We start from the raw sequence: 23,168 nt of genomic DNA, 5'->3' as shown, positions 1-23,168 counted from the left end.
AAACGGACACATATGTCAATAGTAAAAACCCGCCGGTGTTCGTGTAGACCGACTACGCGAACACCGGCGGGGGAGCGGAATCAACCTACGGTCAGGGCCAATTCGTCATCTGCGACGTCGACCGACACCGAGCCACCCTCGGCAAGAACGTCGTCGAGCAGCAGGTCGGCGATACGGTCGTCGAGCGAGCGTTGGATCGACCGACGCAACGGACGTGCACCGAACTCGGGTTGATGCCCGTTCGAGGCGAGCCAATCGACGGCCGCGTCGCTGAACTTGATCTCGATACCCCGGGCAGACAGACGCTCTCGGCTCTCCTGAAGCATCAGATCGGTGATCGTATGCAGCTGTTCGGTGTCGAGCTTGCGGAAGACGACGATTTCGTCGATCCGGTTGAGGAACTCGGGCCGCATTGCTTCCCGTAGCCGTCCCATCACCCGATCGCGAATCGGCTTCTCGTCCTGAGCTCCGGTGGTGAAGCCCAGTCCGCCCGACTTGCTCGAGATGAATTCCGACCCCAAGTTGCTGGTCATGATCACCACAGTGTTGCGGAAGTTGACCGTGCGGCCCTGGCCATCGGTCAGACGGCCGTCGTCGAGCACCTGGAGCAGTGTGTCGAACACATCCGGGTGTGCCTTCTCGATCTCATCGAGAAGAATTACCGAATACGGATTGCGCCGAACCTGCTCGGTCAGCTGTCCCGCCTCGCCGTAACCGACGTATCCGGGAGGGGCCCCGACGAGTCGGCTGACGGTGTGGCGTTCGCCGAATTCGCTCATGTCCAGACGCACCATCTTCTTCTCGTCACCGAACAATGATGCGGCCAATGCCTTTGCGAGCTCGGTCTTTCCGACTCCGGTCGGACCGAGGAACAAGAAGCTGCCGACGGGTCGGTTCGGGTCGCTCATGCCGGTTCGGCTGCGGCGCACCGCACGTGAGATCGCCTTGACGGCCTCATCTTGTCCGACGACGCGCTCGTGCAATTCCGATTCGAGCAACCGCAGCCGGTCCTTTTCTGCCTGCGTCATCTGGCTCGCGGGGATACCCGTCGCACGGGAGACCACGAACGCGATATCGGTCGCCGTCACCTCGGGCACGTCTTCGTCGGATTTGGTGCCGTTCAGACGCCCCTGGAGTTTCACGGCTTCGTCGCGGATGTGCGACGCGCGTTCGTAGTCCTCGTCGGAGATCGCCTTTGCCTTCTCGACTTCCAAAGCGGCGAGCTGCTCTTCGATCGCTTCCTTGTCGATGCTCGGCGTGCTCAACTGCTTGCGCGCACCGGCTTGGTCGATCAGATCGATCGCCTTGTCCGGCAGGAACCGGTCGCCGATGTAGCGATCGGACAATTCGACGGCAGCAGTGATCGCGTCGTCGGTGTAGCGGACGCCGTGGTGTTCTTCGTAGCGGGTCCGTAGGCCGGTCAGAATCGCAACAGCGTCCTCGACGCTCGGTTCGGGAACCGTGACGGGTTGGAATCGGCGTTCCAGAGCCGGATCCTTCTCGATGTGGGTGCGGTACTCGTCGAGTGTGGTTGCACCGACGATGTGCAGCTCACCGCGAGCGAGCTTGGGCTTGAGGATGTTTCCGGCATCCATGGCACCTTCTGCGCCACCGCCTGCCCCGGCGATCGTGTGGACCTCGTCGATGAAGACGATGAGTTCGTCTTTGTGCGCGACGATTTCGTCTATCACCTTGGTGAGGCGTTCCTCGAAGTCACCGCGGTACCGAGTGCCCGCCACCATGGATGACAGGTCGAGTTGCACGATTCGCTTGCCGCTCAGGCGATCCGGGACGTCGCCGTCGACGATGCGTTGGGCAAGCCCTTCGACGACGGCTGTCTTGCCGACGCCTGCTTCGCCGACGAGAACAGGATTGTTCTTGGTACGGCGTGAGAGGATCTCGATGGTTTGTTGGATCTCGTCGGTGCGTCCGATGACGGGGTCGATCCCGCCGTCGCGAGCGCGTTGGGTGAGGTCGACGCCGTACTTGTCCAGGGTCGGGGTGTCGGAGTTCGAATCGGAAGCCACCGAGCCACCCTTGAGTGCAGTCTGCAGCCCTTCGGGTGTGATGCCCTCCGAGGCGAGCAGTCGACCGGCGATCTGCTCTAGGTCGGCTGCGAAGGACACGAAGAGATGCTCGGGGTCGATGTACGTCGAGCCCAGTGTCTGGGCAATGTGATGGGCCTCGAGGATGGCGGTCTTGAGGGTGCTGCTCAGGCCGGTGGCATTGGCAGGGGATTGAGCGCGCGACTGCGGTAGACGGAGTTCGACGGCGTCGACGACGGCGTCGGGCTGGGCACCTGCGCGCTGCATCAGGCTGCGGATGGGGTCGTTCTGCGCCATGACGTGCAGAACGTGTAGCGCATCGAGCGCAGCGTCGCCGCGACCTGCAGCGAACGTGGCTGCCTCGCCGATGAGGGACTGGGTGGACCTGCTCATCAGACGGCTGATATCGATGCGACGAGGACCTTCTGGTCCCAGGTAAGCCGGCATTGAGTTCCTCCTACAAAGGGTGAGCGTCTTCGACTCAACTAACGTGCGTAGGAGTGATTCAATTCCCGAGTGCAATTTTTTGGGTCGCCAACGCCACCTGACCGCTTGCTAAGGTCGATCGATGTCCAGCCCTCAGCGCAAGATCATCAAGCGCATCGTCGTGGTTGTAGTCGCGGCCTGTGCAGCGTTCTTGGCCTTCGACGGGCTGACGAACGGCAACTGGTATGCAGTCGCGTTCGCCGTTTTCGCAGCGGTCATGCTGCTCGACTGGCTCCGGCCGACCTCGGAAGCGGTCGAGTCCGTCGACCCGTCGATGGTGCCCGCGGATGATGTCCTCGCTGCGATCAGCGCGACGGACAGTCGGATCCCGGCCATCAAACTACTCCGCGAGCACCATCCCGGTCTCGGCCTGAAGGACGCGAAAGACCTGGTCGACGATCGACTCGGCTGATGATCGATTCGCGCTACTTTTCGCGTTTCTTCGTTCCCGGCAGAATCCCGGCGACGATCACTGCTTTGACGTAGGGCCGCACTCGGGAGATCAGCTCCTCGGCATCGGGAACGTTGTGCCAGATGGCCGAGGCCATGGCGTCGGTGCGGGCTTCGATGTGAGCATCGAGTGCAACTCCGTTATCGGTGAGCGCCTCGTTCTTCTCTGCTCGCGTGATCAGGCCTCGGGACGCGAGGCGGTCGGCGGCCGCGGACCAATCGTCGTCCGACCATTGCCGGGTGAGCTGAGTAATGCGCTTCCCGAGTACTTTGCGAGCATTCGGGTCGGGGTGGACGGCTTCATGGAAGACCACGGCTTCGGCCGGATCCAACTCGGCGTCGACGAGCGCTGCGAGGTGCCCGTCGCCCCGCCACTCGCGGATGACGGCGATGGCGTGCCAGAGCTCGAGATGTGGAACATCCGGGGCTGCAGCCGAGTGCCATGCTGCCGAGAGAGTGCGTCCGGCGAAGACTGCGGTGTCTCCGACATCGTGTAGTCGCTTCGCCAGCTCGACGAGTTCGGCATCGGTGGCCAGCGAACCGAGGGCGTCGCCGAGAACCGAGTCGAGCATCGACCACCGCCGATCCGACACCGTCTCCAAACCCGCTGCGACCGCAAGTGGCCACACCCGTTCGATCAGCGCGGGATTGAAGTTGTAGAACGCTGCCGCTACGACGCTTGCCGTTGTTTCACCCAGCGGCGCCGCCCGTGCGCCGACATACCAGGCGTGGCCGTCGAGGCCGGTGTCCTCACCGGCCGACTTCAGCTGCGGATTGAAGTACGAGGCGAGGTGGTACGGCTCGAACGTCGTGTACGCGGCGCGGGCAATCGCGGACAGCGAGTTGTCGGTGTGGCTGCTCATGGTGCTCGAACCTACCTATCCGCGAGCGAGCCCGTCACCGATCAAAGGCGCTCGATATCGCTTGGGACCCAGGTCTTGTCGAACCACGGCTCGAGGGGACCGTACAAACGAAGGATGGCGTACCAGCTTTTGCCGGGCACCGTCTCGATCCAGTTGCCCCGGCGCTCACTCGGTTGCTGGGAACCGAAGGTCAGATCGATCGAGCCGTCGCTGTTGTACGTGAGCTCATCCTTGTTCTTCTCACTGCTCCGGCTCGGAAATGGCTGGCCGGTCTGCAGCTCCGAGCGGGTCTGGGGGTCGTAGACGATCAGCGACCAGAAATCTTTGGCTGGAATGCCCGCCGGAAGCGTGAGCCGGTAGGTGTTGCTCCCGCTCAGGTACTCACCCGATGCATCGTGCTCGGAGATCGCGTATTGAGAACCGACACCGACCATCTCCAGCGCCATCGCCGGCGTATTCAGCGTCGCCTGGTAGAAGAAGAGCGTCCGTGCGTCGAAGTTGCGTCCCCCTCTGCCATCGCCGTCGAGCCACCGATAGTCGCCGCCCACGAAGCCCGTCTTCCACTTCCTATCCGCGTAGTAGTACGCGCGAGGATCCCTCGTCTTGAAGCAGATCGCGCGAGCAGTGGCATTGCCGACCGCAGCGCCGTCGCGAAGTATGCCCCGCATCCGCTCGTCGGGATCGTAGGGCAGGTCCTTGTGGATGCCGATCGAAGCGAGCAGGCCCCTGGTCTCGGGGTCGATCACCTCGATCGGCTCGCGCGTGATCACGGCTGCAAGTTCTTCGTAGAAGTCACTGTCGTTGGCGTGGATCGTGTTGAACGACTTGCCGGATATCGAGAAGAACTCCATTGTCGGCTGCTCGCCGAGAGAGGACAACGGATAGATCTTGACCCCGTCCTCGAACATCGATTTCGCCGCGTCGGTTTTGCCGTCGACCAAAAATCCGCGCAGTGCAAGCAAGTTGACGCCGCTCGGGGACTCGGCCACGTAGTAGCCGTTCGGAATTTCACCGGCGTACCCGGTAGGTACCAGCAGATAGTTGCCGCCGGCCCCGCGGTCGGGACCGGGCGCGCCCATATCCGTCACGAACCGGAACCAGGCGTCGTTGACGGTGCCCGGCCCGCAACCTGGCGGAATCTCGACGACGGTCGGGCCGTCGCGATCGAGATCGATCATCGCCAACGCGTAGACGGTGTCGGTGTTGCCGGTCAAAAACAGCGGGCTGGAATCCAACAACTGGTCTGCGAGCGCGACCTTGTGGGCCGCAACGCAACCCACTTCGTTCAAACCCCGGCGGAGACCCTCCATCGAGGCCGCCGGGATGCACTGCAAAAACACCTCCACCGCACGGGAAAAGTCGAGATGATCGAATACCTTTGCCGCAGTCTCCTCACTGGGGAAGCCGTCGGTGAACTCGAGAGTCCCTAGCCGTGTCTCGACGCTGTCGGGCGTCATGATCTGGTCAGGGACGGGAGTGTTGTAACCGGCAGGAACTTCCGCGGAGGAATTCATGTTTCGAGGGTAGGCGTGTCGGTGGAACCACCAGGGCGCCTTGGTCGATTATGTACTCGGCGTTGATGATTCCCCGGTGCGCGCGGGCACCTCGAGAGCCCTGCTGTGTCAGTTGGAAAGCACTGCCTTGAGAAATGCCTTTGTTCGGTCCTGCTTCGGGTTAGTGAAGATGTCCTCGGGGGTGCCTTCTTCGAGGATTCTTCCGTTGTCGAAGACGAGCACCCGATCTGCGACGTCACGTGCAAAGCCCATCTCGTGGGTCACAATGAGCATCGTGATGTCCGTTGTTTCGGCGATGGTGCGCAGCACGTCGAGTACGTCGGCTACCAGCTCGGGATCGAGCGCCGACGTCACCTCGTCGAGGAGAAGAATGTCAGGATCCATCGCGAGTGCACGGGCGATGGCGACGCGCTGTTGCTGACCGCCCGACAGCTTGGTGGGATGACTGTTTTCCTTGTCCGCGAGGCCCACTGTTTCGAGAAGTTCCCGGGCCCGGGCGATCGCGTCGGCTTTGCTCTTCCCGAGAACGTGAATCGGTGCTTCGGTTATGTTCTCCAGCACCGTCATGTTGGGGAAGAGATTGAATTGCTGGAACACCATGCCGATCTTGGTGCGCACGGATCGGAGGTGCTTTTCGGAGGCGACGACGAGCTTGTCACCTTTGTATTGGTGACTCAGCGGTTGATCCTCGATCCAGATGACGCCTTCGTTGACTTTCTCGATAGTCATGAGTAGGCGGAGGATCGTGGTCTTTCCGGATCCGCTGGGACCGATCAGTGCGACGCGCTCGCCACGTGCGACGCGAAAGTCCAAGTGGTCCAACACGACGTGACTGCCGAATTGTTTGACGACCTTGTCGAACGAGATCATGGTCTGCGTGCCGTCAGTAGGCAAGTCTCTTCTCCAGTCTTCTGATGAGGATCGACGTCGGGTAGCTCGCGATCAGGAAGATGACACCGGCCATCGTGATCGGCTCCAGATACTGGAAGGTTCGCGCTCCGTATTGTTGAGCAGCTGTGACCATTTCGACGACGGTGATCGCGAACAAGAACGGCGTGTCCTTGAACATCGAGATTGCGTAATTGCCAAGGGCCGGGATTGTGATGCGAATTGCTTGGGGGAGCACAACGCCGCGCCACGTGCGTGTGGTCGGCAGCGACAATGCGCGCGCTGCTTCCCATTGGCCCGGTGGCACTGCGTCGATGCCGGCTCGATAGACCTCGGCCATGTAGGTCGAGTAGTGGATGCCGAGCACGGCGATACCGATCTGCAAGGCAGAGAATTGCGGTAGCAGGTAGTAGGCGAACAGCAGCTGCACCACCAAGGGCGTGAGGCGGATGAATTCCGACATCATGCGTAGCGGCACCGTCACGAACTTGGGTGCCGCGTGGCGGACGACAGCAATGAGTAGTCCGAGGGTAGCCGCCACGAAAAAGCCGATCACGGTAGCGAGGACCGTGATTTTGAATCCTTCGAGCAGATAGGGGATCGAGTCCCATGCTCGTTCCCAACTCCATTCCACGCTCATCGGCCCACCCCCACATTCTCGTTGATGTTCTCTGGCCTCAGGCTCAGCACTTCACGCAGCGAAGGTCCGGTGCCGAGCTTTCCCTTTGCGCGCACTTCGAGAACGTTCATCAGCAAGGTCAGGATGTAGGCGATGATGAAGTACAGAACGAGCCCGATTCCGAAGGCGAAAAGGGTGTCGCCGGTGCCTCGTCTGAGTTGTTCGATCTGGTACGTGAGATCCTGCAGGAGAACGAAGCTCGCGAGAGCACTGCCTTTGAGTAGTTGAATCAGAAGGTTCGTCAGCGGCGGGAGCATCTGTACCCACGCCTGTGGAAAGACAACTCTGCGAAGCCGTTGGGTCGAGGAGAAGTTCAGCGCGAGCGCGGCTTCCCATTGCGGTGCCGGAACGGCTGCGATCGAACCCCGGACGACTTCAGCGCCGTAGGCGCCGTAGTTGAGACCGAGTGCCAGGATCGCACAGAATGTCGCTTCCAGCTGGTAGCCGAACAGCGGTAGTACATAGAAGAGCCAGAACAACTGGACCAGTAGCGATGTGCCACGGAAGAATTCGACGATCACACGTGCGGGAGCTCGAACCGACTTGAGTCGACTGCCTGCTGCAAGTCCGAGAATCAAGGCAAGAACGAAGGCCAATGCCGCCCCGCCGAGCGTCAGGAGAACGGTGGTGGTTATGCCTTCCTGGATTCGTGGCCACGAATCCAGGAAGGTCTCGATGTTGTCTTTCACGATCGGATTACTCGGCCTGCGATCAGGAGTCCGCCTCGCAGAGTTGCGCGGTGGTCAGCGACGGGTCAGGCAATTCTTCCGCCGTGAATCCGTAATCGCCGACAATGGAGAGGTACTTGGCGGGGTCGGAGGTAATCTTCGCGAGCTCCTCGTTGTAAGCGGCGAGGAGCTCGGCGTCATCGGTGCGGAATACCGTTGCGCCCGCGCCGACCTGAGGCTTGCCATCTATAACGGCGACGAAGGACTCGGTGACGTCAACGGGAGCGTCTGGATTGTTCGTCTTCATCCAGTTCAGTGAGATTGCGGTGAGCGCGAAGACATCTGCGCGGCCGGAAGTCACAGCATCCATCCCGTCCTGCGGGGTAGCGACCTGTGTGGACGGGATATCGAGAGCCGCCGCGTAATCGGACTCGACTGCACCGGTCATCGTCGAGAGCTTCAGGCCGCTGTCCTTGACCGACTGCATGTCCGTCAGCTTGGCCGGGTTTCCGGCAGGGACCATCAGTGCCGTCGTGTAATTGAATTCGGGGTCTCCGAATGCTGCCTGCTCGCAGCGCTGGGGGAGGATCGACATTCCGGCGCTGACCACATCGAATCTGTTGGCCTGCAGGCCTGGAATGAGTGCGCCGAAGTCGGCGTTGACGCCTTCGACGTTGTCGATACCGAGGTTGCCGAAGATCTCGCGGTGCAGAGCGACAGTTGCGCCCGTCAGCTGCCCGTTCTCTTCGAAGCTGTACGGGGCTTCGCCCGCGAATCCGACTGTGATCGTTCCCTTGTCCTGCAGGGACTGGAGGCGGTCTTCGCTGCTGGTGGAGTCGGTCGACGTGCAGCCGACGAGCGAGGCGGCGGCCAGTGAGACTCCGGCGAGCGTTGCGACGAGCCTTTTGTTCGAGATGTCGTGAAGCACTGTTCGTGCCATGTGGCGAGACCTTCCGATCACCGTTCGGCAACGACACGGATACAGCGGCCACCACCGCCGATGAGTTCCCCGGCGGGAAGCGGCGCGGCTGATTTCGCGCATTTTTGCCGACTCTTTGAATGTTCTTCGGTTGACGAAACTTAACACGCTCACAGGTTGCACATCGGGTCATTGGGGTCGCTTCTTCGGGTTCCACGACCGCTGGCGTGCGTCGAAATGCCTGACCAATGCATGTATTTACTGGTCTCGACACGAACGGGTAACGATCGGCATGTCCTGGTCAGAAATCCTGACACGGATAGGCATTTCGGCTTTCGAGCATCTCGGCACGAACCGAGTCAGTCGCAGCACTCGCAGTCGGTCTCGTCAGTGGTGAGTCGGCAAGAGATAGGTGTTGCGCAGCAGGTATCGCCCTTCCACGCGCCGAGGCCTTCCTTGACTGCGAGACCGGCGACGACGAGGGCCGCAATGGGGTCGGCCCACGACCAGCCGAAGAAACTGTTGAAGAGTAGGCCGACGAGCACGACGGCCGAGAGGTACGTGCACAGGAGAGTCTGTTTCGAATCGGCGACAGCAGTTGCCGATCCCAACTCACGGCCGGCCCGACGCTGTGCCCAAGACAGCACGGGCATGACGGCCACACTGACGGCGGTCAGAGTGATACCGACCGTCGAGTGTGTCGCCTCTTCGGATCCGAACAGTGCGCGCAACGCGTCCACCGCCACGTAGGCGGCGAGTGCGAAGAACGAGAAAGCGATGATGCGGAGCGCGATTTTCTCCCGGGACTGCGGGTTCGTGGCCGAGAATTGCCATGCCACTGCTGCGGCGGACGAGACCTCGATGATCGAGTCCAAGCCGAAACCGATCAACGCGGTGGAGGACACTCGCGCGCCCTCGATCAGGGCGATCGCAGCTTCGATCACGTTGTAGGTAATCGTCGCAGCGACGAAATATCGGATGCGACGGCCCAGCACTGCGCGGCGCTGGGCCGTCGGAGAAGTTGTGGGAAAAGGCATTCCCAGTTCTGCGGACATCAGCAGCATCCGTCGACGTCGGAGTTGGGACAACTCGTCGGATCCACGGCGAGTACGACGGCGAGCAAGTCGTCGAGGGCACGGCCGATGTTGGCGTCTGCCAACTCGTATCGAGTCCTTCGGCCGTCGGGAACTGCCACTACCAGGCCGCATCCGCGAAGGCAGGCGAGGTGGTTGGACAGTTTTTGGCGGGTCACGCCCAGTGAATCGGCAAGTTCGGCTGGATATCGCGGCTCGGTCTTGAGCGCGAGCAACACTCGCGTGCGCGTCTCGTCGGAGAGGGCGTGCCCGAAGCGTGACAGCACGGAAATATGGGTCAGTAGGTCCACGCCGTCACAGTACATCCAAATCTGTATTCAGAAAAGGCTGAATCATCCTGGGTCGAGATCGGTTCGCGGTCAGCAGCAGGCGGGTGTCGATGCCGTCGCGCCCGCCGATGAGTCTCCGCCGCAACACGTGGGCCCATCGGTGTTCGATTCGTTCGGCAACGACGGACTGGTTCCGAAAGTGTCCGAGTCGGCAAGGACGGTATAGACCTCCCAGCGTTCACCGGCGGGACCGCTGACCCAGACTTTGTCCTGTGTCGCGAAACAGCACGTGGTGCCGATCTCTTCGTCGGTGAACAGTCCTTCGCCGGTCAACCGGGCAATCTCGTCGTGAACCTGAGTCGAGGACTCGACTTCGATGCCCAGGTGGTTCAAAGTTCCTCCCTGTCCGACGTTTTCGATGAGAACAAGTTTGAGTGGTGGGTCTGCGATGGCGAAGTTGGCATAACCCGGCTTGACCTTCGCCGGGGTGGTTCCGAAGAGTTTGGTGTAGAACGTGACCGCCTGATCGAGATCGTCGACGTTGAGGGCGAGTTGGGCGCGTGACATTTGGAGTACCTCCACCTGTGTGACGTATGTCGAATTGCTTGCTTAGCCACAATGCGCGCGGATTCGACATAAGTCAAGAAGGTAGTAGTCTGGGGTGCATGCCCAAGACGTTGCCGCTGATCGATGCCACGGCCCCACTCTGTTGTGCGCCAGTCTCTGCACGGCCGATGGCCGACGACGAGGCCCTCGAATTGGCCGTGCGGTTGAAGGCGCTCGCGGATCCTGCGCGCCTGAAGTTGCTCTCGGTTTTACTGACCGACGCTGCGGGGGAGATCTGCACGTGCGATCTCGCGGCAACGATAGGACTGGCCGAGTCCACGGTCAGCCATCATCTCGGCCAGCTCAAGAAGGCAGGCATGGTCGTTGCTGTCCGTCGGGGCATGAATGTCTACTACTCCGCGCGTACCGAGGCGCTCGACGCGCTGCGTGTGGTGCTCGACCCCCATTGCTGCACCTGATCGGCGGTGCCGGCATTTGGGCTGTGGCGGCGTGATGCTACCGGTCAGTAGGAGGCGTATCCCGCTACTGCTCCGCACGGCGCCGGATCGAAAGCTTAAAGTTGGGGGGACGTATCCAAAAGACGACGTTGAAAACTGAGGCAAAGGCGAAACATGACTGCGAAACAGCCGACCATCATATACACCCTGACCGACGAGGCGCCGATGCTTGCGACGCATGCGTTTCTGCCGGTCGTGCGTGCGTTTGCCAGTGCGGCCGACATCGACGTTGCATCGAGCGATATCTCCGTGGCCAACCGCATCCTTGCCGAGTTCCCCGATTACCTCTCCGAGGATCAGAAGGTGCCGGACAACCTGGCCGAACTGGGTCGCCTGACGCAACTGCCCGACACCAACATCATCAAGCTGCCGAATATCAGCGCTTCGGTGCCACAGCTGATCGCGGCCGTGAAAGAGCTTCAGGACAAGGGTTTCGCGATCCCGGACTTTCCGGGAAATCCGAAGACCGACGAAGAGAAGATCATTCGTGATCGCTACACGAAGTGCCTCGGCAGTGCGGTCAACCCCGTTCTCCGCGAAGGTAACTCCGACCGCCGCGCGCCGAAGGCAGTGAAGGAATATGCCCGCAAGCACCCGCACAGCATGACCGAATGGTCGATGGCATCGCGCACCCACGTGGCGCACATGCGCAGCGGCGATTTCTACCATGGCGAAAAGTCCACGGTCGTCGACGGCGATCGCGAAGTGAAGATGGAACTGCTGACCGCCGACGGCGAGTCGATCGTCCTCAAGCCGAAGGTGTCGCTCAAAGACGGCGACGTCATCGACTCCATGTTCATGAGCAAGAAGGCATTGCTCGACTTCTACGAAGAGCAGATGCAGGACGCCTACGAAACCGGCGTCATGCTGTCGTTGCATGTGAAGGCCACCATGATGAGGGTCTCGCACCCCATCGTGTTCGGGCACGCTGTCCGCGTCTTCTACAAAGACGCATTCGCCAAGCATGGCGACCTGTTCGAAGAGCTCGGTGTCAACGTCAACAACGGCCTGTCCGATCTGTACAGCAAGATCGAGACGCTTCCCGCCTCCACGCGTGACGAGATCATCGAGGATCTGCACAAGTGCCATGAGCATCGGCCGGAACTGGCCATGGTGGATTCGGCACGCGGAATCTCGAACTTCCACTCTCCCAGTGACGTCATCGTCGACGCATCCATGCCTGCGATGATCCGGGCCGGCGGCAAGATGTGGGGCGCCGATGGTCGTCCCAAGGACACCAAGGCCGTAAACCCCGAGTCCACGTTCGCGCGTATCTACCAGGAGATGGTGAACTTCTGTAAGACGAACGGCGCGTTCGATCCGACGACGATGGGCACCGTCCCCAACGTCGGACTGATGGCGCAGCAGGCCGAGGAATACGGCTCGCACGACAAGACTTTCGAGGCACCGAAGGCCGGCATCGCCAACATCACCGATACCGCTACCGGTGAGGTACTGCTGACCCAGACAGTGGAAGAGGGCGACATCTGGCGCCTGTGCATCGTCAAGGACGCACCGATCCAGGACTGGGTCGCGCTGGCTGTGCGACGCGCCCGCGAATCGGGAATGCCGGTGGTCTTCTGGCTCGATCCGTACCGCCCGCACGAGAACGAACTGATCGCCAAGGTGCGCACGTACCTGAAGGACCATGACACCGAGGGTCTGGACATCCAGATCATGTCGCAGGTTCGCGCGATCCGCTACACGATGGAGCGTCTGGTCCGCGGGCTCGACACCATCTCCGCGACGGGCAACATTCTGCGTGACTACCTCACCGACCTGTTCCCGATCCTCGAATTGGGCACCAGCGCAAAAATGCTCTCCATCGTTCCACTGATGGCAGGTGGCGGATTGTACGAAACCGGTGCAGGCGGCTCGGCGCCGAAGCACGTCAAGCAGCTCCTCGAAGAGAACCACCTGCGGTGGGACTCACTCGGCGAGTACCTGGCCTTGGCTGTCAGCCTGGAAGATCTGGGTAGCAAGACCGGCGGCAAGGCAACGGTCCTGGGCAAGGCCCTGGATGCGGCGACGGGCAAGTTGCTCGAGAACAGCAAGGGACCGTCGCGTAAGACCGGCGAACTCGACAACCGCGGCAGCCAGTTCTATCTCGCGCTGTACTGGGCGCAGGAGCTCGCCGAGCAGACCGAGGATGCAGAACTGGCGAAGCACTTCGCCGGATTGGCAAAGACGTTGGCCGACAACGAAGAAACGATCGTCAAGGAATTGAACGACGCGCAGGGCAAGGCCGTCGAGATCGGTGGTTACTACTACCCGGATCCCGAAGCCACCGCTGCCGTCATGCGGCCGAGCAAGACGTTCAACGACGCGTTGGCGGCTGCGCAGCAGTAGTTTTTTTCGCTTCAATGGTCCATTCATACGACGCAATCGTATGAATGGACCCCTGTATCGATCAGATCGGACCTGTATCGATCAGTTTTGACCCATGGCCGGCACACTCACTCTGAATGAGCAGAGTGTGTCGGCGAAACGGTCTGCGGGGCAATGATTTCCGATGTCCGACGGTAGTCCGCCGGATCGAGGTACTCCTTCGACCAGCGGTCCCACGAGAGGTCGACTGCGGCCTGAGCTTCGTGCGCTTGCGGAGCCAATGCACGCGCAAGAGCGCCGGCGCCTGCCAGTCGAGTCTCGTGTACACCTTCCGCTGTTGCCGGCCGTGCTCCGACAAGTAGCACCGACGCCATCGTGCGATTGCTACCGAGCACCCCAGGCAGGTCGCGATGCGCAGTGTCACGCAGATCGAGGTCCTCGACCAACAGGGGCTTGCCTACGTGATCGACCCGCATCGTCGAACGTAGGGGCCCGCCCCCGTCCTCGTAGGTGCGTCCGAGGACGAGTGTTTCCGAGATCAGGGCGCGGGCGCCGTCGCCGAGGCCGATCCGGGTGTCCCTTCGCACGTTGGCTCCGGCGGTCACGACGAACGGCGCAGATCGCCAAACCAACTGCGCATCATCGTCGACCCGGATCGACGCCGACCAGGACGCCGAACCACCTTGTGCGTGATAGGCCACAGTGCCGGACGGTTCGACGAGTTCGAGCCACACTCCAGGTCCGACGTGGATGTCGAGTCGGAGGTCGTCTCCGGCCAGGAGCATCGCGTAGCTCCCGATCAGCGCCAGTCGCGCAACCGGTCCGTCGACGTGCAACGGTTGCGGGCGAAGGAATGTGCCGGAGCGCATTTCGGTGAATCGCACACGGCCGCGCACCAACTCCGCATGGACCTTTGTCGTAACCTTTTCGGTCACGTATGACTGTGCTGGGTGCCGTCGGAGTGACTGTGCGGGGCCATCGGACCCGGATCGCGGGGCACGTGACGGCCGTTCCTGTGATCGTCGAGAATCTGTCGGACCCACTGCGCGAGTCTGGCGATCGCGTCGTTGTCGTCCCAGCTCAACGCCAACACTGGAAGCCCATCCCGAGCTTCCTTGGCGTCGGCCACCATCTGCTCGACGTCGACGCGCACGTACGGGGCGAGGTCCACTTTGTTCACGAGCAGCAGGTCTGCGCGTTCGATGCCTGGGCCACCCTTGCGGGCAACGTCGCCACCTCCTGCGACGTCGAGGCAGAAGATCTGGGCGTCCACGAGAGCGGGGCTGAACGTCGCGGTGAGGTTGTCACCGCCACTCTCGACGATCACCAGATCGAGTGGTGCGAACTCGGCTTCGAGATCCTCGACCGCAAGGAGGTTGGGGGTGATGTCGTCGCGGATCGCAGTGTGCGGACATGCACCGGTCTCGACGGCGTGGATGCGTTCGACGGGAAGCACTCCGGCCGAGCGGAGCAGTCGGGCGTCCTCGTCGGTGTAGATGTCGTTGGTGACGACGGCGATTTCCATCTCGTCGGCGAGAGCACGGCAGATAGTGGCGATCAATGTGCTCTTGCCGGTGCCGACGGGGCCTGCGATGCCGAGTCGCAAAGCACGCCGCGGTGGAGCACCGGCGCTGTTGGTCTGTTCGGTCTTGTCAGGCAATGAAAATTCTCCTTGTTCTACCAGCGTGGTTCAGTGACCACTGCTCGGCTTCCGGTGCGGTGGCGGCAAGCATGTCGTCGACGGATTCGACGGCGAGCACGTTCTCCACCAATGTGTCGATCAGTGGTTCGAGAGAAAGTACCCACGCCACCGGGTCGACGGGATCGATGGGCGCAAGTTTCAGGGTTGCCGAGGCAACCGTTTGGATGTCGTCGTAGAAACAGACGCGAGCAACGGCCGCCTCGCCGATACCCATGACCGCTGCGACGGTGCCCAGGGCGACGGGACGCATCGGTGCGCGATCGATAGCCACGAGCGCAGTGACCGCGGGATGATCGGGCCACAGTCTCAGTGCCATCCGGACCAGTCCACGCCCGAGCATTCCCGAAACGTTGCGCAGCGGTTCGCTCGTGGTCCGGGCGAGAAGAGCATCGTGAACCGATTCGATTCTCGACGGGTCGTCGGATTGTGCTGCACGATAAGCCAATACGGCAGCCGACGCCTCGACTGTCGCGACCGTCCGGCACCGCGCTCGTATATAGTCCGGAACCCGCTCGGACGGCATGCCCGCCGCTAGAGCTGGCTCCAAACCACCCGAATAGATGTGTCCGCCGGTGGGCAACCGCGCGTCGCCGAGGAGGAGCGCTCCGATATGACCGGTCATCGATTCTTCTAGAACATCGTGTAACGCTGCGCGAGCGGCACGACATCCACCGGCTTCGGTCGAACCAGTTCGCCGTCGATGGAAATCGCGAACGTCTCCGGGTCGATGTCGAGTTTCGGCAGCGTCGTGTTGTTGGGCATGGACGCTTTGCCGATATCGCGAGTCGGGCGGACAGCGGCCAACTTTCGGGTCAGTCCCAGCCGGTCGGCCAGTCCGTCGTCGAGTGCTGCCTGCGAGACGAATGTCGTTGCCAGGTGTGCGGCGGAGGCAGCCTCAGCCGGCAACGTCGGGCGAGTCAGGACCGGCTGCGGATTCGGTACGGCACCGTTCGGGTCGCCGAGCGGCGCTGCGACGATCGCCCCGGATTTGATGACCGCCCATGGGCGAATCCCGAAGAACGCCGGATCCCACAGCACGAGGTCCGCCATCTTGCCGCTCTCCACCGATCCGATCTCGTGATCTATGCCGTGCGCGACGGCGGGGCAGATCGTGTACTTCGCTACATAGCGGCGTGCCCGCTCGTTGTCGGCAGGTTCGGAGGAACCCAGTGAACCGCGACGGTTCTTCATCACGTGCGCCACTTGCCAAGTGCGGCAGATCACTTCGCCGATCCGACCCATTGCCTGCGCGTCGGACGAGGTGATCGACATCGCGCCCATGTCCTGCAAAATGTCTTCTGCAGCCATCGTCGAGGCCCGAATTCGAGACTCCGCAAATGCCAGGTCCTCGGGCACCTTCGGATTGAGATGGTGAACGACCATGAGCATGTCGAGGTGCTCGTCGACGGTATTGACGGTGTACGGGAGCGTCGGGTTGGTCGACGCGGGAATCACATTCGGCTCGCTGACCACAGTGATGATGTCGGGGGCGTGGCCACCGCCGGCGCCTTCGGAATGGAACGCGTGGATGCCGCGTCCGGCGATAGCGTCGAGAGTGCTTTGGACATACCCGGTCTCGTTGAGGCTGTCGGCGTGCAGTGCGACCTGGAGACCGAACTCCTCGGCGGCGCGCAGTGATGCGTCGATCGCGGCCGGAGTTGCGCCCCAATCCTCGTGGATCTTGTATCCGCCGGCACCTGCCAGCGCGTCTTCACGCAATGCTCCGTGCGACACAGTGCTGCCCTTGCCGAAGAGGATGACGTTGAGCGGGATGTGGTCGAGCGCTCGATGCATCATCGTGAGCGCCCACGCCCCGCCGGTGACAGTGGTCGCCTTCGATCCCTCGGTGGGCCCGGTACCGCCGCCGATGACCGTTGTCGTTCCGGTCGCCAGCGCCTCACGCATCTCGATTTCACTGAGAAAGTGCACGTGCGTGTCGACGGCTCCCGCGGTGAGTATTTTTCCTTCTCCTGAGATGACATCGGTAGCGGGACCGATCTGCATGTCGGGGCGGATCCCATCCATGATGTCGGAGTTGCCTGCCTTGGCGACGGCGACTATTCGACCGTCGCGGATTCCGACGTCGGCACGGACTATGCCCCAGTGATCGAGAACGATCGCGTTCGTGATCACGACGTCGAGCGCACCCTCGGAACGCATCGAAGAGCCTTGGCCCATGGATTCGCGGATGGTCTTGCCTCCGCCGAACGTAGCTTCGTCGCCTCCGACGGTGCGATCCTCAGCAACTTCGATCCACAGGTCGGTGTCGGCCAACCGGATCTGGTCACCCGTCGTCGGACCGTACAGCTGGACGTACTTGAGGCGATCGATCCAACTCATGACTTCTCTTTCGGCGACGGAGCGTTGGTATCGGTCTTGATCTGGAGGCCCGGTACGCGTTTGCGGCCGCCCAAGGCTACGAGGTCGACCATCCGGCTCACCCCCGGTTCGAGTCGTACCGACGTGCCTGCCGGCAGGTCGAGACGGAAACCCTCGGCTTGGTCACGGTCGAACTGTAAGGCCGAGTTGGCATCGGGTAGATGCAAATGCGAGCCGACCTGTATCGGCCGGTCTCCGGCGTTGACCACCAGGAGTGTGCGGCGCTCCCGGCCGGCATTGAGTTCCACGGCCTCGGGGCGTAAGCGAAATTCGCCGGGGATCATTGGATCGGATCCGTGATGGTGACCAGCTTGCGACCGTCGGGAAAAGTCGCTTCTACCTGAATGGCACCGATCATCTCCGGGACGCCTTCCATGACCTCTTCCCGGCTGAGCACGTTCCTGCCCTCGGTCATCAGTTCGGCGACGCGTTTACCCTCGCGGGCTCGCTCCATTACCCAGCAGGACAGCAGTGCTGTCGCCTCCGGGTAGTTCAGGACGACGCCTCGTTCACGTCGGTCGCGGGCCACCATCCCCGCCACACTGAGGAGCAACTTCTCCGTGTCCGATGGAACCAGTTGCATTGATCAACCTCGTGTTTCTTTGCAGGAACTTTCGACCCTAGCCATTGAGACCAAGGATTCGACCGACCGCTCGGTTACGTTCTCTTTACATTTATCGAGTGCCGGGATCTCTCGGTGGCTCAGGCGGAAGCGCTCCACCCTCGTCGGCCCAACGATCGAGCTGCTTGGGCGCGGGATCGGGAATGGCCTTCTTCCGCTTGAATAGTCCTTCTACTGCATCCTTGAACTTACCCATGGCCGAAGCATAGCGTGACTGGCCGAGCGCATCGGGGTATGAGAGCTCTTCGACTTCGGCTGGGCAGTGTGCCGAGAACGTTAGATTTTTGCTGAATCTTTTTTCCGCGGTGAATGCTTGACGCTCAAAGTTTTTTGGCGACGCGTGATTTTCGACCGCGGTCGGCATCCGTTGTCGATCGCCCCGTCCAGCCGGAATCGGTCCGATACTTTGGACACCATGGATGTGGTCGAATCTGTTCTCGCGTCACCTCGGGGCCGCTTCTTCTGCGCGAATGTCGCCTACAAGTGCAGTACCGACGATCCCGAGGGTTACTACTACAGGCCATCGTCACCCGAGGACGTTTCTGAGGTGATCGAAGCGGTAGATGTTCGACTGATCGCGCAACTGTCCGAGTTGGATTTACTCGACGCGCTCTCCTTCGCGACGGATTGGGCCCGTTACTGGCAACCGCCGGACGAGGAGGACGTGATGTTCGCCCGGCCGCACATAGTGAACGCTCTGCGGCCGATCGCCGTCGCAGTGCTGAATTCGCCGCATGCCCACTGGTGGTCCGATCCGATGGATCTCGACAATCAGCGCTTGGTGGTCCATCCGTGGTCGAATGACGGGTGGCCCGAGTCGACGTTGCCTTATCGGCCGCTGTCCACCGGCCTCGACGTGTGGCGTGAACACGTGGTGGCGATGGAAGAACGATACCGCCTGGATCGTGTCGAACGCCCGGACTCTCGGGTTGGTGGGGAGTGGTGGTCGATTCCGTCACCGAGCAGTGCGTTGTCGACTACCCGCGCCAGGGAGGGGTTGGGTGCGTTGGAATTGATGTTGGAAGAGGATTCGTCCGGTGGGGGAGAAGCGCGAGTGTGGCCGGTTCACGTTGTCGGCGAACCACGGGTGTACGAGATCAGCAACCCGACGGACTGGGCGCGACTGGTCGACTCGTATCCGTTGGCAGTGCCGGAATCCAAACGATCGGATTGGTTCGAAACCACAGGTGAGTATCGCCAGTGGGTCATCCCGGATTGGGTTGCTGTGGCCGGAGACTACGACGCTGTTCATCTCAGCATCCACGGCTATCTCACTACTCCCGGACTCGCAATTCCATTGTCGGACAGTGATGGTGCCACCGTCCTCGGTGGTTGGGATCCAGATGCAACATGGTGGCTCGATCGCACTGTCACCACTATCGAGGACAAGCCGACACTATGGCGACGTGAGGACGGGCGATGGACGCGGTCGCAGTAGCGCAGCGCGAATTTCAGGACAAAGCAGGCAGGCGATATCGGTCAATTCACTTGTTGGACAGAATCAGCCGTCGAGGGCTGTGTGGGTAGCTCGACCGGGTACAGCTGAAAGGCGCCCTTCATGCCCTTGAGTTCGACCTCGCGCGGTGTGCCGAGCGAAATATCGTGCACCGTGTCGATTGCTTCTCGAACCGTCTCGCTGACAAGTATTTCGCCGCCTTCGGCCTGGCCCGCCACCCGTGCGGCCATGGCCACATTGAGACCGAAGAGGTCGTCACCGCGCCGTACCGAGCTGCCGACATGTATCCCCATGCGTACCCGGATGTTGTCCCAGCGCTCTGGGTTTCTTTGCAGAACCTGTTGCACTCGAATTCCACATCGCACGGCCTGGGCCGGGTCGGAGAACGCAATCATGTAACCGTCGCCCTGGCTCTTCACCACGTGGCCGCCGTGGTCTTCCACCTGCTTGCGGATGAGCTTGTTGTGTTTCTCGAGCAGCTTCACCCAGCCTCGATCACCCAACTCCTCGTTGCGCGCGGTGGATCCTTCGATGTCGGAGAAGAGGACGACGATATCGCCGTCGGCAGTCATTCTGGCAAGTTCGGGGCGTTCGACTTTGGCCCAGCCCGCGAGGTCTTCGACGGAGTTGCGCACGGTCGCGCCGATGCCCTTGTTGATCAGCGAGTCCGCCGTGTGGAAGGCCCTCCTGATCGCGAACGGGGCAACGCCACGTCGCCGCCGGCGAGGCGACACCTCACGCTGGGCACGTTCGAGTGCGCATCGCGTTTCCTGGTGCTCTCGACGCGAGACGATGAGAAGGACACCGAGCGCGATGATCGCGGCAAGCTCGACTCCGGCTGCAATTATCCACAGGGTCACCTCGCTCATCTTTGCCTTCGGCTGCCCATGGGTGTGAACGGCCCCGGTACTGGGGCGGATACGAGCCCCGCGACGGTGGTGACTGCAGCCTCCGGTGGTCCGGCTCACCGGTTGTGCGAATGCTGGACACCCAGGCTCTGGGGCATGATCGATGGATGACTTCGTACCCGACTCTCGACCTGACACCTGACGAACTGCTGACCACGACGCGTACCGTCCGCAAGCGCCTGGACCTGACGCGGCCGGTGCCGTTGGACTTGATCAAGGAGTGTCTAGAGATTGCGTTGCAAGGTCCGTCCGGATCGAACCAGCAGGGCTGGCAGTGGGTGGTGGTCACCGATCCAGACCTGCGTTCACAGATCGGCGCGATCTACGGAGAACTGTTCGCCGAATATCAGGCGTCCAAACACTCGGCGAATGCTCTTTTCGCCGATGACCCAGAACGAGGTCCGATCCAGAAGCGTGTCGGAGACAGTGCCGGGTGGCTCGGTGAGCACATGGGTGAAGTGCCTGTGCTGTTGATCCCCTGCATCAAGGCAGGTAAGAATCTCCCCAGCGGCAATCAGGCCGGACTATGGGGTTCATTGTTGCCGGCCGTGTGGAACTATGCCCTGGCTGCGCGTGCGCGTGGACTCGGAACTGCTTGGACCACAATACATCTCGCGCGTGAAGCAGAGGTAGCCGAGATTCTCGGAATTCCGGAGGGATTTCATCAAGGTGCGCTGATTCCGACGGCCTACTACACGGGTGAGACCTTCAAGGTTGCACCGCGCGATCCTATCGAGACTGTTCTGCACGTAAACACCTGGTAGCCAGCGATTCCCAGCGTAGTGAGGCGGGAACGAGGGTGTCTGCTACCTCGGTCCGTCTTGGCCGATCGATGCCGCGTTCTGCTGGTCGATGTCCTCGGCGGCTACGAAGAATTTTCGGAACACCGCTTGCATCGCGGTGACGACGTTGATATGGCTTTGCAGGACGTCCACTAGATTGTTCGGGCCGCCCACGGCCTTCTGCGAGAATTTGCGGGCAAGTGCGATTCCGGAATCGAAGGGACCGAACCCCTCGACCTTTTCCAAGGCACGGGCGTCGATCTTGTTTTTTTCGAGTGTCCATAAATATTCGCTGCATGCCTTGTCGCACTGTCGTGCGGCTGTGGGATCGAGGAACAGATGCCCCTCGTCGGCTGCGGTGGCGAGACCGTTCCAGTATTCGATCGGAGAATTTGAAGCCATTTCGATTCCGTTCAGCTAGATCGACGGCGGGAAGTATTGCGAAAGTTCGATGGTGTGTCGCCGAACTAATTCACACGGGTCACTCTGGGGCGGGCCGGTTCCGAGAGCCTCGACCGTGAGCATCACAACTCCTTCGGTGGTGTCGAAGCTGGTTCCACAGCCTTCGTCTGGATCCATAGATGTGAGTCCGAATTCGAGGGCCGTCCTGCCCCCTAAGCTGACGTCTTTGAAATCCTGAAATGCGATGTTGTGCCGAACTTCGTCGAGGGTGAATCGAATCGAAAACAGCACGCCGAAGTGGTACCAGGAATTCTGTGTGGGACCGTTCCAGCCGCAGGTTGTCCAGGCTTTGACGCTGATTCCTTCCATCCATCCGGACCCGGTTTCCGGATTGAGCCCGGTCGCGGCGATGGCGTCGTCCGGGATGCTGCAGGGTTCGAATTGCTCGGCCTGCCCTGGCACCCCTGCGACAGCGACTCCCTCGACCGGTTGGCTGCAGGCTGTGAGGATTGCGGCCACCGCGAAAAGTGGTAGCCATCGGCGCTGCATCGGACCCCCATCCGTTGGACTCGTCGTTAGGTTAGACGCATGGATTCCGAATTCGGTTCCGTCACTTGAGCAAGGGTTGCGGCGACGGTCATCCGGATTTCGTCGCAACGTGGTTCGAGTCAGCAGGGAAGCCAGCGGGCGAAACTTACATGAGCTCGGTTACCGCGGTCCGTTCTGACCGATCGATGTCGCGTTCTGCTGGTCGATGTCCTCGGCGGCTACGAAGAATTTTCGGAACACCGCTTGCATCGCGGTGACGACGTCGATATGGCTTTGCAGGACGTCCACTAGATTGTTCGGGCCGCCCACGGCCTTCTGGGAGAACCTGCGGGCCAGCGCGATTCCGGAATCGAAGGTACCCATGCCCCGGACATCTCCCAGTTTGCGCGCTGCATTTTGGTTGGTCTGGAGGTTAGACAGGTACTCGCTGCATGCCTGGTCGCACTGTCGTGCAGCCGCGGGGTCCAGCAGCAGATGCCCATCGTCGGCTGCGGTGGCGAGACCGTTCCAGTATTCGATCGGAGAATTTGGAGTCATTTCGATTCCGTTCAGCTAGATCGAGGGCGGAAAGTATTGACTGAGCTCGACGGTGTGTCGGCGGATGAGCTCGCACGGGTCACCGTGCGGGGAGGCTGTTCCGGAGGTCCTGAGCGTAAACATCACGACACCTTCTGTGGTGTCGAAGCTGGTGCCGCAGCCTTCATCTAGGGGCATATCTTCGAGTCCGAATTCGAGGGCAGGCCTGCCGCCCAAGTTGACGTCTTTGAAATTCTGAAACGCGGGGTTTTGTCGAACCTCGTCGAGGGTGAACCGAATCGAGAACAAGACGTCGAAGTGGTACCAGGAATTCGTTGTTGGGCCGTCCCAGCCACAAGTCGTCCAGGCTTTGACCCTTATTCCTTCCATCCATCCTGACCCAGTTTCCGGGTCAAGCCCCGTCGCGGTGATTGCGTCGTCAGGGATGCTGCAGGGTTCGAATTGCTTGGCCTGCCCTGGCACCCCTGCGACGGCGACTCCCTCGACGGGTTGGCTGCAGGCCGTGAGGACGAAGGCCACCGCTAGAAGTGACAGCCATCGGCGTTGCATCGGACCTCCATCCGT

General features: G+C 61.4%; 27 protein-coding genes. 5 read left to right on the top strand and 22 right to left on the bottom strand.

The annotated features are described in order from the left end of the window. Nucleotides 1–80: 80 nt before the first annotated feature. Complete coding sequence (locus tag H2510_RS16970) at nt 81–2,492, bottom strand: ATP-dependent Clp protease ATP-binding subunit (protein ID WP_186629467.1); 2,412 nt, start codon at nt 2,490–2,492, stop codon at nt 81–83. 121 nt (nt 2,493–2,613) lie between these two features. On the opposite strand from H2510_RS16970, the gene H2510_RS16965 reads away from it, so the two are divergent. Then, nucleotides 2,614–2,943 (top strand): ribosomal protein L7/L12, encoded by a 330-nt coding sequence (locus H2510_RS16965; RefSeq protein ID WP_186629466.1) that lies wholly within the window; start codon nt 2,614–2,616, stop codon nt 2,941–2,943. A gap of 13 nt (nt 2,944–2,956) precedes the next feature. On the opposite strand, the gene H2510_RS16960 is transcribed toward H2510_RS16965, so the two are convergent. The 9 genes from H2510_RS16960 to H2510_RS16920 all read right to left on the bottom strand — a co-directional run bounded on the left by H2510_RS16960 (nt 2,957) and on the right by H2510_RS16920 (nt 10,442). Beyond that, a complete protein-coding gene (locus H2510_RS16960; protein WP_186629465.1) occupies nt 2,957–3,844 on the bottom strand; it encodes an SCO6745 family protein in 888 nt (295 codons plus the stop codon). Between the two features lie 41 nt (nt 3,845–3,885). Next, nucleotides 3,886–5,358, bottom strand: a complete 1,473-nt coding sequence (locus H2510_RS16955) for a DUF1254 domain-containing protein (protein WP_186629464.1) — start codon at nt 5,356–5,358, stop codon at nt 3,886–3,888. A gap of 108 nt (nt 5,359–5,466) precedes the next feature. Continuing rightward, the gene (ehuA, locus tag H2510_RS16950) at nt 5,467–6,228 is read right to left on the bottom strand and encodes an ectoine/hydroxyectoine ABC transporter ATP-binding protein EhuA (protein WP_186629528.1); all 762 of its coding nucleotides are present in this window, start codon (nt 6,226–6,228) and stop codon (nt 5,467–5,469) included. 13 nt (nt 6,229–6,241) lie between these two features. After that, nucleotides 6,242–6,886 carry an ectoine/hydroxyectoine ABC transporter permease subunit EhuD gene (gene ehuD, locus H2510_RS16945; protein ID WP_186629463.1) on the bottom strand — a complete coding sequence of 215 codons (645 nt, stop codon included), beginning with the start codon at nt 6,884–6,886 and terminating at the stop codon, nt 6,242–6,244. Beyond that, on the bottom strand, nt 6,883–7,614 hold the full coding sequence (gene ehuC / locus H2510_RS16940; protein WP_186629462.1) for an ectoine/hydroxyectoine ABC transporter permease subunit EhuC: 732 nt from the start codon (nt 7,612–7,614) through the stop codon (nt 6,883–6,885). Before ehuC ends, ehuD begins: the two co-directional genes overlap by 4 nt. Nucleotides 7,615–7,636: 22 nt before the next feature. After that, nucleotides 7,637–8,533: an ectoine/hydroxyectoine ABC transporter substrate-binding protein EhuB gene (locus H2510_RS16935; protein ID WP_186629461.1), complete on the bottom strand. Its 897-nt coding sequence runs from the start codon at nt 8,531–8,533 to the stop codon at nt 7,637–7,639. Nucleotides 8,534–8,871: 338 nt separating this feature from the next. Beyond that, on the bottom strand, nt 8,872–9,567 hold the full coding sequence (locus H2510_RS16930) for a cation diffusion facilitator family transporter (RefSeq protein WP_186629460.1): 696 nt from the start codon (nt 9,565–9,567) through the stop codon (nt 8,872–8,874). Next, nucleotides 9,567–9,911: a helix-turn-helix transcriptional regulator gene (locus tag H2510_RS16925; protein ID WP_186629459.1), complete on the bottom strand. Its 345-nt coding sequence runs from the start codon at nt 9,909–9,911 to the stop codon at nt 9,567–9,569. The genes H2510_RS16930 and H2510_RS16925 overlap by 1 nt, the downstream gene beginning before the upstream one ends. A gap of 54 nt (nt 9,912–9,965) precedes the next feature. Further along, nucleotides 9,966–10,442 carry an ArsI/CadI family heavy metal resistance metalloenzyme gene (locus H2510_RS16920; protein ID WP_186629458.1) on the bottom strand — a complete coding sequence of 159 codons (477 nt, stop codon included), beginning with the start codon at nt 10,440–10,442 and terminating at the stop codon, nt 9,966–9,968. 98 nt (nt 10,443–10,540) lie between these two features. On the opposite strand from H2510_RS16920, the gene H2510_RS16915 reads away from it, so the two are divergent. Next, on the top strand, nt 10,541–10,900 hold the full coding sequence (locus tag H2510_RS16915) for an Rv2640c family ArsR-like transcriptional regulator (protein WP_186629457.1): 360 nt from the start codon (nt 10,541–10,543) through the stop codon (nt 10,898–10,900). A 153-nt stretch (nt 10,901–11,053) separates the two neighbouring features. Next, a complete protein-coding gene (locus H2510_RS16910) occupies nt 11,054–13,288 on the top strand; it encodes an NADP-dependent isocitrate dehydrogenase (RefSeq protein ID WP_186629456.1) in 2,235 nt (744 codons plus the stop codon). A gap of 107 nt (nt 13,289–13,395) precedes the next feature. On the opposite strand, the gene H2510_RS16905 is transcribed toward H2510_RS16910, so the two are convergent. The 7 genes from H2510_RS16905 to H2510_RS16875 form a co-directional block, all read right to left on the bottom strand. Continuing rightward, complete coding sequence (locus tag H2510_RS16905) at nt 13,396–14,202, bottom strand: urease accessory protein UreD (protein WP_315901402.1); 807 nt, start codon at nt 14,200–14,202, stop codon at nt 13,396–13,398. Then, the gene (ureG, locus tag H2510_RS16900) at nt 14,199–14,927 is read right to left on the bottom strand and encodes an urease accessory protein UreG (protein ID WP_186629455.1); all 729 of its coding nucleotides are present in this window, start codon (nt 14,925–14,927) and stop codon (nt 14,199–14,201) included. The genes H2510_RS16905 and ureG overlap by 4 nt, the downstream gene beginning before the upstream one ends. Continuing rightward, nucleotides 14,920–15,591: an urease accessory protein UreF gene (locus H2510_RS16895; RefSeq protein ID WP_186629454.1), complete on the bottom strand. Its 672-nt coding sequence runs from the start codon at nt 15,589–15,591 to the stop codon at nt 14,920–14,922. The genes ureG and H2510_RS16895 overlap by 8 nt, the downstream gene beginning before the upstream one ends. Nucleotides 15,592–15,599: 8 nt before the next feature. Then, nucleotides 15,600–17,309 (bottom strand): urease subunit alpha, encoded by a 1,710-nt coding sequence (locus H2510_RS16890; protein WP_186629453.1) that lies wholly within the window; start codon nt 17,307–17,309, stop codon nt 15,600–15,602. Next, nucleotides 17,306–17,632 (bottom strand): urease subunit beta, encoded by a 327-nt coding sequence (locus H2510_RS16885; RefSeq protein WP_186629452.1) that lies wholly within the window; start codon nt 17,630–17,632, stop codon nt 17,306–17,308. The genes H2510_RS16890 and H2510_RS16885 overlap by 4 nt, the downstream gene beginning before the upstream one ends. Beyond that, nucleotides 17,629–17,931 (bottom strand): urease subunit gamma, encoded by a 303-nt coding sequence (locus H2510_RS16880; RefSeq protein WP_088942134.1) that lies wholly within the window; start codon nt 17,929–17,931, stop codon nt 17,629–17,631. The genes H2510_RS16885 and H2510_RS16880 overlap by 4 nt, the downstream gene beginning before the upstream one ends. 91 nt (nt 17,932–18,022) lie before the next feature. Then, the gene (locus H2510_RS16875) at nt 18,023–18,166 is read right to left on the bottom strand and encodes a hypothetical protein (protein ID WP_186629451.1); all 144 of its coding nucleotides are present in this window, start codon (nt 18,164–18,166) and stop codon (nt 18,023–18,025) included. Between the two features lie 219 nt (nt 18,167–18,385). Here H2510_RS16875 and H2510_RS16870 point away from each other — a divergent pair, with 219 nt between their 5' ends. Then, nucleotides 18,386–19,408 carry a hypothetical protein gene (locus tag H2510_RS16870; protein ID WP_186629450.1) on the top strand — a complete coding sequence of 341 codons (1,023 nt, stop codon included), beginning with the start codon at nt 18,386–18,388 and terminating at the stop codon, nt 19,406–19,408. 41 nt (nt 19,409–19,449) lie between these two features. On the opposite strand, the gene H2510_RS16865 is transcribed toward H2510_RS16870, so the two are convergent. Continuing rightward, the gene (locus H2510_RS16865) at nt 19,450–20,295 is read right to left on the bottom strand and encodes an adenylate/guanylate cyclase domain-containing protein (protein ID WP_186629449.1); all 846 of its coding nucleotides are present in this window, start codon (nt 20,293–20,295) and stop codon (nt 19,450–19,452) included. Between the two features lie 146 nt (nt 20,296–20,441). Between H2510_RS16865 and H2510_RS16860 the strand changes: the two genes are divergently transcribed. Beyond that, nucleotides 20,442–21,098: a nitroreductase family protein gene (locus H2510_RS16860; RefSeq protein WP_186629448.1), complete on the top strand. Its 657-nt coding sequence runs from the start codon at nt 20,442–20,444 to the stop codon at nt 21,096–21,098. A gap of 42 nt (nt 21,099–21,140) precedes the next feature. Here the strand turns inward: H2510_RS16860 and H2510_RS16855 are convergent, their stop codons facing one another. The 4 genes from H2510_RS16855 to H2510_RS16840 form a co-directional block, all read right to left on the bottom strand. Next, on the bottom strand, nt 21,141–21,518 hold the full coding sequence (locus H2510_RS16855; protein WP_186629447.1) for a hypothetical protein: 378 nt from the start codon (nt 21,516–21,518) through the stop codon (nt 21,141–21,143). A 15-nt stretch (nt 21,519–21,533) separates the two neighbouring features. Next, nucleotides 21,534–22,067 carry a DUF3558 domain-containing protein gene (locus H2510_RS16850; RefSeq protein ID WP_186629446.1) on the bottom strand — a complete coding sequence of 178 codons (534 nt, stop codon included), beginning with the start codon at nt 22,065–22,067 and terminating at the stop codon, nt 21,534–21,536. A gap of 159 nt (nt 22,068–22,226) precedes the next feature. Next, nucleotides 22,227–22,604 (bottom strand): hypothetical protein, encoded by a 378-nt coding sequence (locus H2510_RS16845; RefSeq protein WP_186629445.1) that lies wholly within the window; start codon nt 22,602–22,604, stop codon nt 22,227–22,229. Between the two features lie 15 nt (nt 22,605–22,619). Further along, nucleotides 22,620–23,153: a DUF3558 domain-containing protein gene (locus H2510_RS16840; protein WP_186629444.1), complete on the bottom strand. Its 534-nt coding sequence runs from the start codon at nt 23,151–23,153 to the stop codon at nt 22,620–22,622. Nucleotides 23,154–23,168 lie beyond the last annotated feature (15 nt).

The organism is Rhodococcus sp. BP22 (assembly GCF_014281965.1).
Classification (GTDB): Bacteria; Actinomycetota; Actinomycetes; order Mycobacteriales; family Mycobacteriaceae; genus Rhodococcoides.
The sequence above is the reverse complement of the archived record's forward strand: the minus strand, read 5'-3'. Positions and strand labels throughout refer to the sequence as shown.